This window comes from Nocardia sp. NPDC003999 (genome assembly GCF_053604885.1).
The window spans coordinates 186,789-201,692 of sequence record NZ_JBSGIB010000001.1; the positions used below are offsets into that span (position 1 = coordinate 186,789).

Annotated in this window: 14 protein-coding genes; 7 read left to right on the top strand and 7 right to left on the bottom strand. The window is 70.3% G+C overall.

Features of this window, described 5'->3' with window-relative positions:
* The first annotated feature begins 105 nt into the window (after positions 1 to 105).
* Both ACWESM_RS00885 and ACWESM_RS00890 read left to right on the top strand, forming a co-directional pair.
* Positions 106 to 744: a DUF3000 domain-containing protein gene (locus ACWESM_RS00885; protein WP_084823786.1), complete on the top strand. Its 639-nt coding sequence runs from the start codon at positions 106 to 108 to the stop codon at positions 742 to 744.
* A 137-nt stretch (positions 745 to 881) separates the two neighbouring features.
* Positions 882 to 2,120 carry an HRDC domain-containing protein gene (locus ACWESM_RS00890; RefSeq protein WP_355070395.1) on the top strand — a complete coding sequence of 413 codons (1,239 nt, stop codon included), beginning with the start codon at positions 882 to 884 and terminating at the stop codon, positions 2,118 to 2,120.
* 34 nt (positions 2,121 to 2,154) lie between these two features.
* Here ACWESM_RS00890 and dxs read toward each other — a convergent pair whose 3' ends face one another.
* On the bottom strand, positions 2,155 to 4,050 hold the full coding sequence (gene dxs, locus ACWESM_RS00895) for a 1-deoxy-D-xylulose-5-phosphate synthase (protein WP_452490601.1): 1,896 nt from the start codon (positions 4,048 to 4,050) through the stop codon (positions 2,155 to 2,157).
* Positions 4,051 to 4,243: 193 nt separating this feature from the next.
* On the opposite strand from dxs, the gene glsA reads away from it, so the two are divergent.
* Together glsA and ACWESM_RS00905 are read left to right on the top strand one after the other, a co-directional pair.
* Positions 4,244 to 6,061: a glutaminase A gene (gene glsA / locus ACWESM_RS00900; protein ID WP_452490939.1), complete on the top strand. Its 1,818-nt coding sequence runs from the start codon at positions 4,244 to 4,246 to the stop codon at positions 6,059 to 6,061.
* Between the two features lie 51 nt (positions 6,062 to 6,112).
* Entirely contained in the window at positions 6,113 to 6,787 is a 675-nt protein-coding gene (locus tag ACWESM_RS00905; RefSeq protein WP_452490603.1) for an SIMPL domain-containing protein, read from the top strand.
* Positions 6,788 to 6,815: 28 nt separating this feature from the next.
* Here the strand turns inward: ACWESM_RS00905 and ACWESM_RS00910 are convergent, their stop codons facing one another.
* On the bottom strand, positions 6,816 to 7,181 hold the full coding sequence (locus ACWESM_RS00910) for a VOC family protein (protein WP_067809896.1): 366 nt from the start codon (positions 7,179 to 7,181) through the stop codon (positions 6,816 to 6,818).
* Between the two features lie 25 nt (positions 7,182 to 7,206).
* Positions 7,207 to 7,506, bottom strand: a complete 300-nt coding sequence (locus ACWESM_RS00915) for a DUF1330 domain-containing protein (RefSeq protein ID WP_379251145.1) — start codon at positions 7,504 to 7,506, stop codon at positions 7,207 to 7,209.
* Between the two features lie 122 nt (positions 7,507 to 7,628).
* Between ACWESM_RS00915 and ACWESM_RS00920 the strand changes: the two genes are divergently transcribed.
* The gene (locus tag ACWESM_RS00920; protein ID WP_364425977.1) at positions 7,629 to 8,432 is read left to right on the top strand and encodes an enoyl-CoA hydratase; all 804 of its coding nucleotides are present in this window, start codon (positions 7,629 to 7,631) and stop codon (positions 8,430 to 8,432) included.
* Positions 8,433 to 8,436: 4 nt separating this feature from the next.
* On the opposite strand, the gene ACWESM_RS00925 is transcribed toward ACWESM_RS00920, so the two are convergent.
* Together ACWESM_RS00925 and ACWESM_RS00930 are read right to left on the bottom strand one after the other, a co-directional pair.
* Complete coding sequence (locus ACWESM_RS00925) at positions 8,437 to 9,858, bottom strand: class I SAM-dependent RNA methyltransferase (RefSeq protein WP_356961583.1); 1,422 nt, start codon at positions 9,856 to 9,858, stop codon at positions 8,437 to 8,439.
* 19 nt (positions 9,859 to 9,877) lie between these two features.
* Positions 9,878 to 11,866 carry an APC family permease gene (locus ACWESM_RS00930; protein WP_355070385.1) on the bottom strand — a complete coding sequence of 663 codons (1,989 nt, stop codon included), beginning with the start codon at positions 11,864 to 11,866 and terminating at the stop codon, positions 9,878 to 9,880.
* A gap of 161 nt (positions 11,867 to 12,027) precedes the next feature.
* Here ACWESM_RS00930 and ACWESM_RS00935 point away from each other — a divergent pair, with 161 nt between their 5' ends.
* Both ACWESM_RS00935 and ACWESM_RS00940 read left to right on the top strand, forming a co-directional pair.
* Positions 12,028 to 12,693 (top strand): potassium channel family protein, encoded by a 666-nt coding sequence (locus ACWESM_RS00935; RefSeq protein ID WP_355070384.1) that lies wholly within the window; start codon positions 12,028 to 12,030, stop codon positions 12,691 to 12,693.
* A gap of 2 nt (positions 12,694 to 12,695) precedes the next feature.
* Complete coding sequence (locus ACWESM_RS00940; protein ID WP_355070382.1) at positions 12,696 to 13,367, top strand: potassium channel family protein; 672 nt, start codon at positions 12,696 to 12,698, stop codon at positions 13,365 to 13,367.
* Between the two features lie 52 nt (positions 13,368 to 13,419).
* On the opposite strand, the gene ACWESM_RS00945 is transcribed toward ACWESM_RS00940, so the two are convergent.
* Complete coding sequence (locus ACWESM_RS00945; RefSeq protein WP_355070380.1) at positions 13,420 to 14,046, bottom strand: sigma-70 family RNA polymerase sigma factor; 627 nt, start codon at positions 14,044 to 14,046, stop codon at positions 13,420 to 13,422.
* A 158-nt stretch (positions 14,047 to 14,204) separates the two neighbouring features.
* Entirely contained in the window at positions 14,205 to 14,903 is a 699-nt protein-coding gene (locus tag ACWESM_RS00950) for a DUF3159 domain-containing protein (protein WP_364425983.1), read from the bottom strand.
* Position 14,904: the final 1 nt, after the last annotated feature.

The following is a 14,904-nucleotide window of genomic DNA, read 5'->3' on the forward strand; positions in this document are numbered from 1 at the left end:
GAGGGGCGGACGCGGAGGCGGCAGCGATGACCGCACGGACGCCGCATGGCCCGTAGCGGCGCGCCTCCGACTGCGCCGGGTGCACAAGGTCTACCGTCAGCATTCGTGACACCGCTCGACTTCCGCGACGGCGCCGCACCGACCGAAGGACCTCATGGCGAGCCAGCTCAGTTTCGCGCCGCGGTCGAGGCGATGGGCACCGCTACCGTGCACCCTCGGATCGAGCTCGCGCCCATCCGGCCCCCGCAACGACTCGCACCGTTCTCCTACGCCATCGGCGCGGAGGTCGCTCATCCGGAAACCCCTGTCGTACCGGCCGATTCCGAAGGCGACGCGTTCGGCAGGCTGATCCTGCTGCACGATCCGGACGGCGACGACACCTGGCACGGCACCTTGCGCCTGGTCGCCTACATCCAGGCCGACATCGACGCCGCGCTCGCCACCGATCCTCTGCTGCCCGAGGTGGCGTGGAGCTGGCTGGTGGACGCGCTGGAGTCGCGCACCGAGCCGTTCACCGCGCTCGGCGGCACGGTGACCTCGACCAGCTCGGTGCGCTACGGAGACATCGCCGGTCCGCCGCGCGCCCATCAGCTGGAGATACGCGCGTCGTGGACGCCGGTCACCACCGACATGCGCCCGCATCTGGAGGCGTTCTGCGAGGTACTGGCCTACGCGGCGGGGTTGCCGCCGGCCGGGGTGACCCAGCTGCAGATCCGGCCCGGCCTGTCCGGCGATCACCCCTGAGCACGCCCGTCGGCGTGCCGTGACCTGCGCCGGAGCCCCTCGTTCTGTGTGCGGGGCACATCGCGCCCGATTCGCCGACACACTTATGCGCCGATAGGACGGCGGCGCCGTGGCGTCGGCACGTAAAGTTCAACACCATGTCCGTACCAGACGAATCCGAACCCTCGGCCGCGACGCCGCTGCTCGCGCCGGTGGAGGGCGTGCCACCGGTACTGGACACCGCCGCCGAGATCAGCGCAGCCGCCGCCCGGCTGGTCGCGGGCACCGGCCCGCTGGCCGTGGACGCCGAACGCGCCTCCGGGTTCCGCTATTCGGCGCGCGCGTATCTGATCCAGCTGCGCCGTGCGGGCGCGGGCACGTTCCTCATCGACCCGATCCCGGTCACCGAAGCCCTCGGCCCGCTGGCCGACGCGATCAACGGGCTGGAGTGGGTCCTGCACTCCGCGGACCAGGATCTTCCCGGCCTGGCCGAACTGGGTTTGCGCCCGGCCAGGCTGTTCGACACCGAACTCGGCGGACGTCTGGCTGGTTTCGAGCGCGTCGGGCTCGCCGCGATGGTGGAGCGGCTGTTGGGCCACGCACTGCGCAAGGGGCACGGGGCGGCCGACTGGTCCACCCGGCCGCTGCCCGCCGACTGGCTGAACTACGCCGCCCTGGACGTGGAACTGCTGCTCGAACTGCGCGACGCCGTGGCCGACGCACTCGATGCGCAGGGCAAAACGGATTGGGCGATACAGGAATTCGAACACATTCGCACCTTGGACCCGCCCGCGCCGAAGGCCGAGCGGTGGCGGCGTACCTCGGGCATCCACACCCTGCGGCGCACCAGGCAACTGGCGGTGGTGCGCGAGCTGTGGACCGCGCGGGACGCGCTGGCCCGTGCCCGCGACGTGGCGCCCGCCCGCATCCTCCCGGACGCCGCGATCATCGCCGCGGCGGCCGCGGAACCCAGGTCCATCGCGCAGTTGCGCACCTTGCCGGTGTTCGGCGGTCCGCGCCAGCGCCGGTACTCCCGCGAATGGCTCGCCGCGATCGAGCGCGGCCGTACGTTGCCCGACAGCGACCTCCCGCCGCTCACCCAGCCGTTCGACGGCCCGCCGCCGGTCAACCGCTGGGAGCGCCGCGACCCGGCCGCGGCGGCGCGCCTGACCCGGGCACGAGCCGCCATGGCCGACCTGTCGGCGCAGCACGCGATCCCGGTGGAGAACCTGCTCGCGCCGGATCTGGTTCGCCGCCTGTGCTGGGACGGACTGCCCGACTACGAGGCGGTGGACCCCTCCGCCGTCGACGGATTCCTGAAGTCCGGCGGCGCCCGGCCGTGGCAGCGGGAACTCGACGTCCCGCGACTGGCCGCGGCGTTGCCGCCGTCGGACTAGCGCCCGCTCCGTCGGCTCGCCCGTGGCTGCGGCGTCAGCGAGCGGCCAGCCACCCGCTGATCCGGCGAGCGATGTCCGGGCCGGTGAGGCCGAGTTCGGCGTGGACCTCACCGCGCGAGGCATGGTCCAGGAACTGTTGCGGCACACCGAGATCGCGGGTCGGGATGTCCAGCCCGGAGTTGCGCAGCCGGGCCGACACCGTGGAACCGATGCCGCCGTGCAGGCCACCGTCTTCCAGCGTGACCACGAGCCGGTAGTTCTCCGCGAGTTTCAGCAGCGCGTCGGAGACCGGCAGCACCCAGCGCGGGTCGATGACGGTGACCGAGACGCCTTCGGAATCCAGCAGATTCGCCGCCTCCAGCGCCGTGCCCGCGAACGAGCCCACCGCGACGAGCAGTACGTCGCCGTGCACCGCCTGCACCGATCCGCCCTCCGGCTCGGCCATCCGCAGCACGTCGATGCCGTCCAGCCGTTCGACCGCGGAGATATCCTCGGCGACACTGCCTTTCGGGAAACGCAGCGCGGTCGGTCCGTCGTTGACGGCCAGCGCCTCGGCCAGTTCCTCCCGCAGCGTCGCGGCGTCGCGCGGCGCGGCGACCCGGATGCCGGGGATGATCCCGAGGACCGACAGATCCCACATGCCGTTGTGGCTGGCGCCGTCGGAGCCGGTGATGCCCGCGCGGTCCAGTACCACGGTGACCGGCTGCTTCAGCAGCGCCACGTCCATCAGCAGCTGGTCGAAGGCGCGATTGAGGAAGGTCGAGTAGATCGCCACCACCGGGTGCATGCCGCCGAGCGCGAGGCCCGCGGCGGAGGCCATGGCGTGCTGCTCGGCGATGCCGACGTCGAACATCCGGTCCGGGAAGCGCTCCCCGAACGCCGCCAATCCGGTCGGGCCCGGCATCGCCGCGGTGATGGCGACGATGTCGGCGCGGCGCTCGGCGTGCGCGATCAACTCCTCGGAGAACACCGAGGTCCATCCGCGCGCCTTCGGACCACCGACCGGGACGCCGGTGAGCGGGTCGATGGGATCGCAGGCATGCATCTGATCGGCGACATGGTTCTCGGCGGGCGCGTAGCCGCGGCCCTTCTGCGTCACCGCGTGCACCACGACGGGGCCGCCGAAGTCCTTGGCCCGGCGCAGCGCGGCCTCGAGCGCGACGACGTCGTGGCCGTCCACCGGCCCGACGTACTTCAAGCCGAGGTCGCTGAACAGTTCCTGGGGGCTGACCGCGTCCTTGATGCCCGCCTTCACCGCGTGCACCATCGAGTACGCCGATTCGCCCACCCTGGGGATGCTCTTGAGGATCCGCTTGCCCGCGTCCAGGGCGTGCTCGTAGGCGGGCTGGGTGCGCAGCGCGGTCAGCCGCTCGGCCAGACCGCCGATGGTGGGCGCGTAGGAGCGGCCGTTGTCGTTCACCACGACGACCACCGGACGGTCGGATGCGGCGATGTTGTTCAGCGCCTCCCAGCACATGCCGCCGGTGAGCGCGCCGTCGCCGACGATCGCGACCACGTGCCGGTCCTGCCCGCTCAGCGCGAACGCCTTCGCCAGGCCGTCCGCGTAGGACAGAGCCGCCGAGGCGTGTGAGGACTCCACCCAGTCGTGCGCGCTCTCGGCCCGGCTCGGGTAGCCGGACAGGCCGCCCTGTTTGCGCAGCGAGTCGAACTGGTCTTTGCGCCCGGTCAGGATCTTGTGCACATAGGCCTGGTGGCCGGTGTCGAAGATCAACGGGTCGGCCGGCGAGTCGAAGATCCGGTGCAGGGCGATGGTGAGTTCGACCACACCGAGGTTCGGGCCGAGGTGCCCGCCGGTCGCGGCGACTTTGCGCACCAGGAACTCGCGGACCTCCTCCGCCAGCTCGCGCACCTGCGGCACGGTCAGCCGGCGCAGATCATCGGGCGTGTCGACCCGGGAAAGCACTCCCACCTGAACTAGCTCCCTCCGGATAGCGCATCTGATCCGATCAGTCTACGGAGCGGCGGCCGGTGCTCCCGCACGAGAACGGTCACACCAACCGACATGGCGTCGAAATGTGAGCCTCGACATACGGTACCCGGCCTAGAGTGACAGGGTGGCCCGGCCCGAGCAAGTGGTCTCCCGGACAATCGAACCCGGCGTGGTGGCACGGATCGTCGACGACGTCCACCGGCGTTGCCGGGACGACCGCTCCGGAACGTTGGCGGACTACATCCCGGAACTCGCCGCGGTGCAACCGGATTCGTTCGCCATCTGCCTGGCCACCGCCGACGGCCGGATCTACGGCGCGGGCGATGTCCGGACCGAATTCACCATCCAGTCCATCTCCAAGCCGTTCACCTACGCCCTCGCGCTGGCCGACCGGGGGCAGGCCGCGGTCGCCCGGCGCATCGACGTCGAGCCCTCCGGTGAGCCGTTCAACGAGATCAGCCTGGATCCGGTGACCGCGCGGCCGCGCAACCCGATGATCAACGCGGGCGCGATCACCGCCGCCTCGCTGATCGACGGCCGCGACCCCGCCGACCGCTTCGAGCGGATCCGGCGCTGCTACTCGAGCTTCGCCGGGCGCGAGCTCACCGTGAACGAGGCGGTCTACGCCTCCGAGGCGCGCACCGGGTACCGCAATCGCGCCATCGGCTACATGCTGCGCTCGTTCGGCATCCTCGACGCCGACCCGGACGAGGCGGTCGATCGCTATTTCCGCCAGTGCGCGGTTACCGTGACCTGCGAGGATATGGCCCTGATGGCCGCATCGCTGGCGAACAACGGGCGCAATCCGGTCACCGGAGAGCAGGCGGCCTCGGCGGCGCTGACGGAGCAGGTGCTCAGTGTCATGACCACCTGCGGCATGTACAACGCGGCGGGAGACTGGGTGACTACTGTCGGCCTGCCCGCCAAGAGTGGCGTCGGGGGCGGGATCGTGGCGGTGCTGCCCGGACAGGTCGGGATCGCGGTGTACTCGCCGCGGCTGGACGGGCACGGCAACAGCGTGCGCGGCGTGGCCGCCTGCCGTGAACTGTCGCGGCGACTCGAGCTGCACTTCCTGCACGTGACCCGAGCGGCGCGAGCCGCGATCCGGGCGGCGTACTCGGTGGCCGAGGTGCCCTCGCGGCTACGCCGCCCGACCGAGGAGATCGCGGTGCTCGCCGCGCACGGGCATCGCGCGTGTGTCTACGAGCTGCACGGCGACCTGCTGTTCGCGGGCGCGGAGCGCACGGTGCGCACCATCGAGGAGCAGGCGGGCGAGCTGGAAGCGCTGGCCATCGACGTGCGCAGGGTCGGCGAGGTGAGCGCGATCGCGGTGCGGATGATCGACGACCTGCGACTCGAGCAGTTGTCGGCGGGTGTCCGTGTCGCGCTGGTCGATCCCGACGCGCGACTGCGGTCCCCGGATTCCGGCATCGATCCCGACGATCCGAGGGGGCCGGTGTTCATCGATCGCGACACCGCGACCGAGTGGTGCGAGAACATCGTGCTCGCGAACCGTCGCCCCGCCGGCGAGGCCGCCCGCGCGTCGTTCGGCATCGAGAGTCACCCGGCGTTGGCCGGCCTCGCCGCGGACGAGCGATCCCGCCTGGCGGAGCAGTTCCGGGTGCGCACGTTCGCGCGCGGGGCGGTGATCGCCGAACGCGGCAGCGCGCGCTCGGGTCTCTACCTGATCCTCGACGGCCGCGTGCGCCTGACGGTCGAAGGCACCGACGGACGCACGCACCGGCTGCTCAGCCTGTCGGCCGGGATGTCGTTCGGGGAGATTCCGATGCTGGTCGGAACGCCGTTCGGGAACGAGGTACTGGCGGAGACCGAGACGTGCGTCGCGGTGCTGACCCCCGAACGGTTCGATCGGCTCACCCCGCAAGCGCCCGGGCTGAAGCTCGCGCTGCTCGAACAGCTGGCCGCCGAAGCCTTCGCGCAGATCGACGCGGCTGTGCGGGCGATCGCGGCCCGCGGCGGCGACTACTGAAGCGGGCACGATGGTGCGGTGCGGATCGACAGCGATCGACGAGGAGGCTCAGTGGGCACGAACACCGATTCGCGGGCAGGCACCGTCACCACCTACGGACACGGCACCGCCCGCGCCGTCCCCGATCTGATGCGGGTGACGATCTCCGTCGAATCGCGCGCGAGCAAGGTCGCGCTCGCCTACGGCCGGGCCGGTGAGCGCGTGGCCGCGGTCGCGCGATCGCTGCGCTCCGACGGGGTCGACGGCGCGGACATCGCCACCAGCGGACTGTCGGTACAGACGGAGACGGTGTGGACCGAGGGACAGGGCAACCGCATCACGGGATACCTCGCGAGCACATCGCTGACGGTCGCGTTGCGCGATATCGGCGAGCAGGCCGATCCCGGCCCGGGCACGATCATCGCCAACTGCGTCGAGGCGGGCGGTGACGACGTGCGCCTCGGCGGTCTGGCCCTCACCTTCGCCGACCTGGAATCCCTGCTCACCCGCGCCCGCGACGCCGCGTGGGACAACGCCCTCGCCAAGGGCGAGCAGTACGCCCGGCGGGCACGGCGCTCGCTCGGCGACGTCGTGCAGATCACCGAGGACACCGCCGCCGCGCCTCCGGTTCCGCGGGCACAGGCGATGTCCGCTCCGATGGAGGCCTACCGTGCCGTCGCCATCCCGGTCGAGCTGGGCGAGAGCGAGATCTCCGCGGACGTCCGCGTCACTTGGCAGCTGGACTGACGGCGCCCGGTCCTGGTGCTCCCCCTGATCAGTCCGCGAGGAATTCCACCCGGTTGCCCACCGCGTCGTGCGTGTGGAACCGCCGCCGCCCCGGAATCTCCGCCGGATCGGCCCAGACGACCGGATATCCGGCCGCCGAGACCGCCGCGGCGACGGCATCGATGTCCACGACGAACGCCGGGTGTGCCTTGCCGGCCGGACGGAAGTCGGCTTCCACGCCGATGTGCAGTTCACCGTCCGGGCCACCGCGCCCGGGGACGCGGAACCAGCAACCGCCCCGGGCCGCCAGCAGGGGCGGCTTCGGGAGTTCGGCCCATCCCAGCACTCCGGTATAGAAGCCACGCTGCCGGTCTTCCGCACCTGCGGGACAGCACAATTGGACGTGATGGATCATGGTTCCATCGTGCCCGAATGCCGGTTCACGACCCGTGACCGAGACCCCGCACCAGCAGGGTGACCGTGTCCGCTCCGGCGTGCCGATCCTTCGAGATCTCCTCATACTCCGGCGATTCGGCCCAGGCGCGGAAGGACGGCTCGTCCGGGAAGGAGATCAGCACCACCTTCTCGCGATCGGTGACGCCCTCGATGGTCTGCGGGGACTCGTCCGCGGCCAGCAGCGTCCCGGAGTAGCGGACGAAGACGTCGAGGAAGCGCGCCTGGTAGCGATCGTAGGCGGCGCGGTCGGTGAACTTCAGTTGCGCGATTGCGTACACGGTCATGGCGGTGACTCTAATTGGGCGGTCCGGCGACCCGCCCCGGATCCGGCGGGTGCCGAGCGCGATTCACCGCTGCGCCGCGCCCGGCGTGCCTATATTGAGGTTGTCACCGCTCAGGAGGTCGCATGTCGTTCGTGCTCATCGACAAACCACGGCCCCATATCGCCCTGGTGACGCTCAATCGGCCCGAACGGATGAACGCGATGGCGTTCGACGTGATGATCCCGCTGCGCGAGGCGCTGGAGGGTGTGCGCGCCGACAACGACGTGCGGGTCGTCGTGCTGACCGGGGCGGGACACGGTTTCTGCTCGGGAGCCGACCTGACCGGCGCGGGAAAGGTGCCGAACGTCGACGGCCTGACCGTCACCAGTGTCGCGCGCCGGTCGATGGACCTGCTCAACGACGTGCTGATCACGCTGCGGCGGATGCACCAGCCGGTGATCGCGGCGGTCAACGGCGCGGCCATCGGCGGCGGGCTGTGCCTGGCCGTCGGCGCCGACATCCGGATCGCCGCCGAGGACGCGTACTTCCGCGCCGCGGGCATCAACAACGGCCTCACCTCCGCCGAACTGGGCCTCAGCTATCTGCTGCCCCGCGCGGTCGGCGCGTCGAGGGCGTTCGAGATCATGTTGTCCGGCCGCGACGTCGACGCGACCGAAGCCGAGCGAATCGGCCTGGTATCCCGCACGGTTCCGGCGGCGAAACTGCTGGACACCTGCTATGACCTCGCCGAGCGCATCATCGGCTTCAGCCGGGTGGGCACCGAGCTCACCAAGCGCATGTTGTGGAGCGGCATGGAGGCGGGCGGATTCGAATCGCACATGCAGCACGAGGGCACGGCCCAGTTGTACGTCCGCCTCACCACCGGCAATTTCGACGAAGCGATCCGCGCCCGTAAGGACCGCAGGCCCCCGGTCTACGAGGACTGACCGCTCAACGCTCCAGCAACGCGAGGCTTTCCACGTGGTGCGTCGCGGGGAAGGCGTCGAAGGCGCGCAGATCGGCGAGCCGGTAGCCCGCCGCCTGATACAGGCCCAGATCACGGGCGAACGCGGCGGGATCGCAGCCTACGTGGATGATCCGCGTCGGCCCGCTGGCGGTGACCGCGCCGACCACCTCTTTGCCCGCCCCCGCGCGCGGCGGATCGAGCACGACGACGTCCGGGGCGGCCGCACCGACGTGCTCGAGCACCCAGCGCTCCACCCGCTGTGCCCGCAATTCCACCCAGGGCAGGTCGCGCAACGCGGCGGCGCCGTCCGCGACGGCGGGCCGCGCGGATTCCACCGCGAGCACCACGCCGGTCCGCCCGGCCCGCTCGGCGAGCCGCGCGGCGAACACCCCGGCGCCGCTGTAGAGATCCCACGCCCGGCCGCCGGGGCCGAGTTCCGACCATTCCGCGATCAGGTCCGAATACCGTTGCGCCGCACCGTGATGCGCTTGCCAGAAGCCCGTCGCCGCGACCTCCCACCGGCGCCCGGCCACGTACTCGACCGCGCGCCCGCTGCCCTCGAACACCCACTCGTCGCGTGCCGCGTGCGCCGCGGCGCGTCGTGCGGATGCCGCGCGCCGGTCGTCGCTGCGAGCGGACTCCGCGGCGGGCCACTGTGCGCCGCGCCGATCCCGGCCGTGCGGCCGATCGCGGCGACCACCTCCGCCGCCCGCACGCCGATCCCGGCTCCCCGGCTCCGATCGCCGCCCACTCCCGCCGGGACCGCGCCGACCGGGCTCGTGGCCGACCGGTTCGGACTCGGCAGCGGGCGCCAGCTCGACGACGTGCCGTATCCCATCGCCGTCCACCGCGATCACCAGATCGGCGCCGGGCGTCCACCGCCGGTCCGCGATCCCGTCCAAAGCCCCCGCGACCGGTTGCGGGCACCGCAGATCCGTGATCACGTCGGTGCTGCGATAGCGGTGCACGCCCGCACGTCCGTGGGCGTCGACCGCGAGGCGCACGCGGGTGCGCCATCCGCCGATCGCGTCGCCGGGCCCGATCGGCTCCACCACCACTTCCCGCTCGATCCCGGCCAGCCGCCGCAACTGTTCGGCGACCACCGTGGCCTTCAGCGCGCGCTGGGCCACCGGCGTGGCGAAGGAGAAATCGCAGCAGCCCGCGCCACCGGGGCCGGACACCGGACAGGTGGCCCGCACCCGATCCGGGGACGCCTCGAGCACCTCGACCGCGTCGGCACGGCAGAACGAGCCGCCGCGATCCTCGGTGACCCGGACCCGCACCAGCTCGCCGGGCAGGCCGTGCCGGACGAACACCACACGTCCCTCGTGCCGTGCGACACAGAAGCCGCCGTGACCCGGCGGCCCGAGCCGCACTTCGAACGTGGCGGTCGGCCGATCGCTCATCCCGAACGCTCCATGGACGTCACATCCGATCCTCGTACCCGCGCCGCACCGCGCCCGGCGCGTTCACCACCCCGGGGGTCCGCGCCCGCGCCGACGAACTCAACTGCCACGGCACGCTGGTCACCATCACGCCCGGCACGAACAGCAGCCTGCCCTTCAACCGCAGCGCGCTCTGGTTGTGCAGCACCTGTTCCCACCAATGGCCTACCACGTACTCCGGGATGAACACGGTCACCACGTCACGCGGAGCGTCCTTGCGCACGCGCTTCACATAGTCCAGCACCGGCTTGGTGATCTCGCGATAGGGCGATTCGATCACTTTGAGCGGCACCGTGATGTCGCTGTTCTCCCACTCCCGCACCAGCGCCCTGGTGTCGGCCTCGTCGACGTTCACCGTCACCGCCTCCAGCGTGTCCGGGCGGCTGGCGCGGGCGTAGGCGAGGGCGCGGCGGGTCGGCAGATGCAGCCGGGAAACCAGCACGATGGAGTGCGAGCGGCTGGGCAGCACGCCGTCCCACTCGTGCTCGTCCAGCTCGCGCGCGACCGAATCGTAATGCCTGCGAATCATCTTCATCACGACGAAGATCGCGACCATGGTGAAGATGGCGATGTAGGCGCCCGCGAAGAACTTGGTGATCAGCACGATGACCAGCACCGCTCCGGTCGCGCTGAGACCGACCGCGTTGATCACCCGCGAGCGCTTCATCCGCGCGCGCTGCGCCGGGTCGGTCTCGGTGCGCAGCAAGCGGGTCCAGTGCCGCAGCATGCCGGTCTGGCTGAGCACGAACGAGACGAACACGCCGACGATGTACAGCTGGATCAGCTTGGTCACCTCGGCGCCGAACAGCACCACGAACGCGATGGCCGCGCCGGAGAGGAACAGGATGCCGTTGCTGAACGCCAGCCGATCGCCCCTGGTGTGCAGCTGGCGCGGCAGGTAGCGGTCCTGCGCCAGGATCGAGCCGAGCACGGGGAACCCGTTGAACGCGGTGTTGGCGGCCAGCACCAGGATCAGCGCGGTCACCGTAGTGATGAAGAAGAAGCCGAGCGGGAAACCCTCGAACACGGTCTCGGCGAGCTGCGCGATCAGCGTCTTCTGGTGGTAGTCCGACGGTGCGCCGGTCAGGTCCTCGACGTTGTGCGCGTACACCACCCCGATCTTCTGGGCGAGGATGATGATGCCCATCAGCAACACGATCGCGATCGTGCCCAGCATCAGCAAAGTGGTGGCGGCATTGCGCGACTTGGGTTTGCGGAACGCGGGCACACCGTTGCTGATCGCCTCCACACCGGTCAGCGCGGCACACCCGGAAGAGAACGAGCGCGCGATGAGGAAGGCGAACGCCAGCCCGTAGAGGTGCTCGTGCTCGGCGATCAATCCGAAACCGGCCGATTCGGCCCGCAACTCCTCGCCGAGCACGAAGATCCGGAACAGGCCCCAGCTCAGCATGAGGAACATGCCGATGATGAACGCGTAGGTCGGAATCGCGAACGCCGTGCCGGACTCCCGCACACCGCGCAGATTCATCGCGGTCAACAGAGCGATGGCGACGACGGCGAACAGCACCTTGTGTGTCGCGACGAACGGGATGGCCGAGCCGATGTTGGACGCGGCCGAGGAGATCGACACCGCGACGGTGAGCACGTAGTCGACCAGCAGCGCGCTGCCGACGGTCAGGCCCGCGTTCGGCCCCAGATTGGTGGTGGCCACCTCGTAGTCGCCGCCGCCGGACGGGTAGGCGTGCACGTTCTGCCGGTAGCTGGCCACCACGACAGCCATGACGAAGGCGACGGCCAATCCGACCCATGGGGCGTACAGGTAGGCCGTGACCCCGGCGGCCGAAAGAACGAGGAAGATCTCCTCGGGGGCGTAGGCGACCGATGACATGGCATCGGAAGCGAACACCGGGAGCGCGATTCGCTTCGGCAGCAGCGTGTGGCCGAGCGAGTCACTACGGAAAGGCCTGCCCAGCAGCACTCGCTTCGCTGCCGTCGTCAACTTGGACACTGGAGCGAGCATAGGCCCCCGCACAGTGGATCGCGCGCGTGGCTCGCAGGTTTGCTCGCCGGCTGGAGGGGGAACGTGGCCGGTGGAATCATTCGGCGGGTAGCGTTCGACCGAACAGCGAAGCAGACCGAACACCACGGTTCCAGGAACGAGGTTGCACGGTGTACGTAGTGATCATGGGGTGCGGGCGCGTGGGCTCGTCGCTGGCCCATGCCCTGGTCCGCGTAGGTCACGAAGTCACCGTGATCGACCGGGACTCCAGTGCCTTTCTACGCCTGGGATCCGACTTTCCCGGCGAGCAGGTGACCGGTGTCGGTTTCGATCGAGATGTGCTGATAAAGGCGGGGATCGAACGGGCGGACGCGTTCGCGGCGGTCTCCTCCGGCGACAACTCCAACATCATCTCCGCCCGGGTGGCGCGGGAGATGTTCGGGGTGGAGCGGGTCGTCGCCCGCATCTACGACGCCAAGCGCGCCGCGGTCTACGAGCGGCTCGGCATCCCGACCATCGCCACGGTCCCGTGGACCACCGACCGCTTCCTGCGCGCGCTCGTCGGCGACACCGGCACCACCACCTGGCGCGACCCCACCGGAACTGTCGCTGTGACCCAGCTGACGCTGCACGAAGAGTGGTACGGCCGCACCGTGCGCGATCTGGAGCAGACCGTCGCGGCACGGGTCGCGTTCATCATCCGGTTCGGCCAGGCAGTGCTCCCCGACAGCAAGACCATCATCCAGGCCGACGACATCGTCTATGTGGCCGCAGCATCCGGCGCCGTGGGCGAAACCGTCGCCCTGGCCGGGAAGCCCCCCGCGAGCGAGGACTGAACATGAAAGTGGCCATCGCCGGAGCAGGCGCCGTGGGCCGATCGATCGCCAGGGAACTCCTGCGCGGCGGGCATCGGGTCATGCTGCTCGAGCGTGAGCTCGAGCACATCGATGCGGCCGCGATCCCCGACGCGGTCTGGGTGCACGCCGACGCGTGCGAACTGGCCCTGCTGGAGCAGGCCGGTCTGGAGACCTACGAGGTGGTGATCGCGGCCACCGGCGACGACAAGGCGAACCTGGTGCACAGCCTGCTGGCCAAGACCGAGTTCGGGGTGCGCCGGGTGGTGGCCCGGGTCAACGATCCGCGCAATGAATGGCTCTTCGACGGTTCCTGGGGTGTCGACGTCGCGGTGTCCACACCCCGGCTGCTGGCCTCCCTGGTCGAGGAGGCGGTCTCCGTCGGAGATCTGGTGCGACTGATGACGCTGCGCCAGGGCCAGGCGAATCTGGTGGAGATGACGCTGCCCGCGGACACCGTGCTGGCCGGTAAACCGGTGCGCACGCTCACCCTGCCGCGCGACGCCGCACTGGTCACCATCCTGCGCGGCGGGCGCGTGATCGTGCCGCAGCCGGACGACGCGCTGGAAGGCGACGACGAGCTGCTGTTCGTGACTTCGGTGGAGGCCGAGGAGGACCTCCGGCTGGAACTCGCCAACCACGGCATCAGACCGTAACTCCCCGTGACACGGCCGGACGCGCGTTCTCGGCGAAGCGCTGCCGGAAACCCTATGCGGCCAGCTTCAGCTCCGCGCGCAGCTTGTTCAGCGCGCGGTGCTGCATCACCCGCACCACACCCGGGCTGGTGCCGATGGCCTCGGCGGTCTCAGCGGCCGACCAGCCGAGCACGATGCGCATCACCAGCACCTCACGGTGCGCCGGGGCCAGCACTTTCATGAGTTCCCTTGTGGCGGCGCGGCGTTCGGAGGCCAGCGCCCACTCCTCGGGACCGGCGGCCGAGGACGCGGAGTCCGGGACGTCGGCCACCGGGTAGGCGGGGTGCTGCTGCGAGCGGCGGAACGCGTCGGCGACCTTGTTGGCCGCGATGCCGTAGACGAAGGCCAGGAACGACTTGCCCTGGTCGCGGTAGCGCGGGATGGCGTTGACGGTGGCCAGCAGGATCTCCTGGACCACGTCGTCGGCGGTGACCTGCAGATGGGCCGTGTTGCCCAGGCGCGCGCCGCAGTAACGCCGCACCAGCGGATGAACGATCCGGATGATCTCCGAGACCGCCCGGCGATCGCCTCCGGCCGCCGGACCGATCAGCTTGTCCAGCTCGGCCGAGATCCGCCGGCTCTCCGAGAGCGCGGGGTTGTGGTTGACGGGCAGCGCCGCGGTGTTGTGCTCGGTAGCCACGTCCGAGTCCTTTCTTGCCGATCAATGCGTGTTTTCGGTACGCATAGATCGTCTGATGAACTCGGAGGACCAACCAGGCACCCCAGGGTGGGGAAGCACCCACCTCGGCGGTGGCGATCTCCCCACCCCTGTGGTTTTCGCCCGATAGCGGCGGAAGGTTAACGGCTCAGGCCGGTTCGGGCGCGCACCGACTTGGCGGGCAGGTGACCGGCCCGGCGCACAGCCCAGATCGTGACGGCCAGCGCCACCGCGGTCAGCGGCCAGCCCATCGCGATGCGGGCGAAGGCGAGCCAGCCGGTGCGGTCGGTGTCGTAGAGCTGCGACTGCACCAGGTAGCGCGCCCCGAACACGAGGATCCAGGCGGTGGTGGCGAGGTCGTAGAGGCGCACCGAGCGCGGGTCGGACCGCCAGTCGGAGCCGTGGCCGTTCAGCACGCCCCAGATCACGCCGACCAGCGGCCTGCGGATCAGGATGGACGCGAGGAACACCGCGGCGTAGACGAGGCTGGTGTAGATGCCGAAGAGGAAGAACCCTTTGGCCTCGCCCATCCGGTAGGCGATGAAGGCGCAGATGCCGACGCCGAAGAAGCCCGAGATGGCGGGCTGGATGGGATCGCGCCGCACAAGGCGCCACAGGAGGATGGCGGCCGCCACCCCCAGGGCCGACCAGATCGCGGCGGCCAGCCCGGCGACACTGTTCACGGGAACGAACACGACAACAGGAAGCGTCGAGTAGATCAGGCCGCTGAAGCCGCCCAGTTGTTCGAGGAGGGTCTGCTCGGCACGTTCCTCGTCACGGTCGGGCGAGGGGAGCCCGGTGCGGTCGTCCGATCCTGCGTTGTCGTTGCTCAAAGGCATA

Coding starts and splice junctions, on each gene's coding strand:
- ACWESM_RS00920 (WP_364425977.1), top strand. CDS start 7,629: ATGTCGTTCGTGCTCATCGACAAACCACGGCCCCATATCGCCCTGGTG.
- ACWESM_RS00910 (WP_067809896.1), bottom strand. CDS start 7,181: ATGATCCATCACGTCCAATTGTGCTGTCCCGCAGGTGCGGAAGACCGG.
- ACWESM_RS00950 (WP_364425983.1), bottom strand. CDS start 14,903: ATGCCTTTGAGCAACGACAACGCAGGATCGGACGACCGCACCGGGCTC.
- ACWESM_RS00915 (WP_379251145.1), bottom strand. CDS start 7,506: ATGACCGTGTACGCAATCGCGCAACTGAAGTTCACCGACCGCGCCGCC.
- ACWESM_RS00940 (WP_355070382.1), top strand. CDS start 12,696: ATGAAAGTGGCCATCGCCGGAGCAGGCGCCGTGGGCCGATCGATCGCC.
- ACWESM_RS00925 (WP_356961583.1), bottom strand. CDS start 9,858: ATGAGCGATCGGCCGACCGCCACGTTCGAAGTGCGGCTCGGGCCGCCG.
- ACWESM_RS00890 (WP_355070395.1), top strand. CDS start 882: ATGTCCGTACCAGACGAATCCGAACCCTCGGCCGCGACGCCGCTGCTC.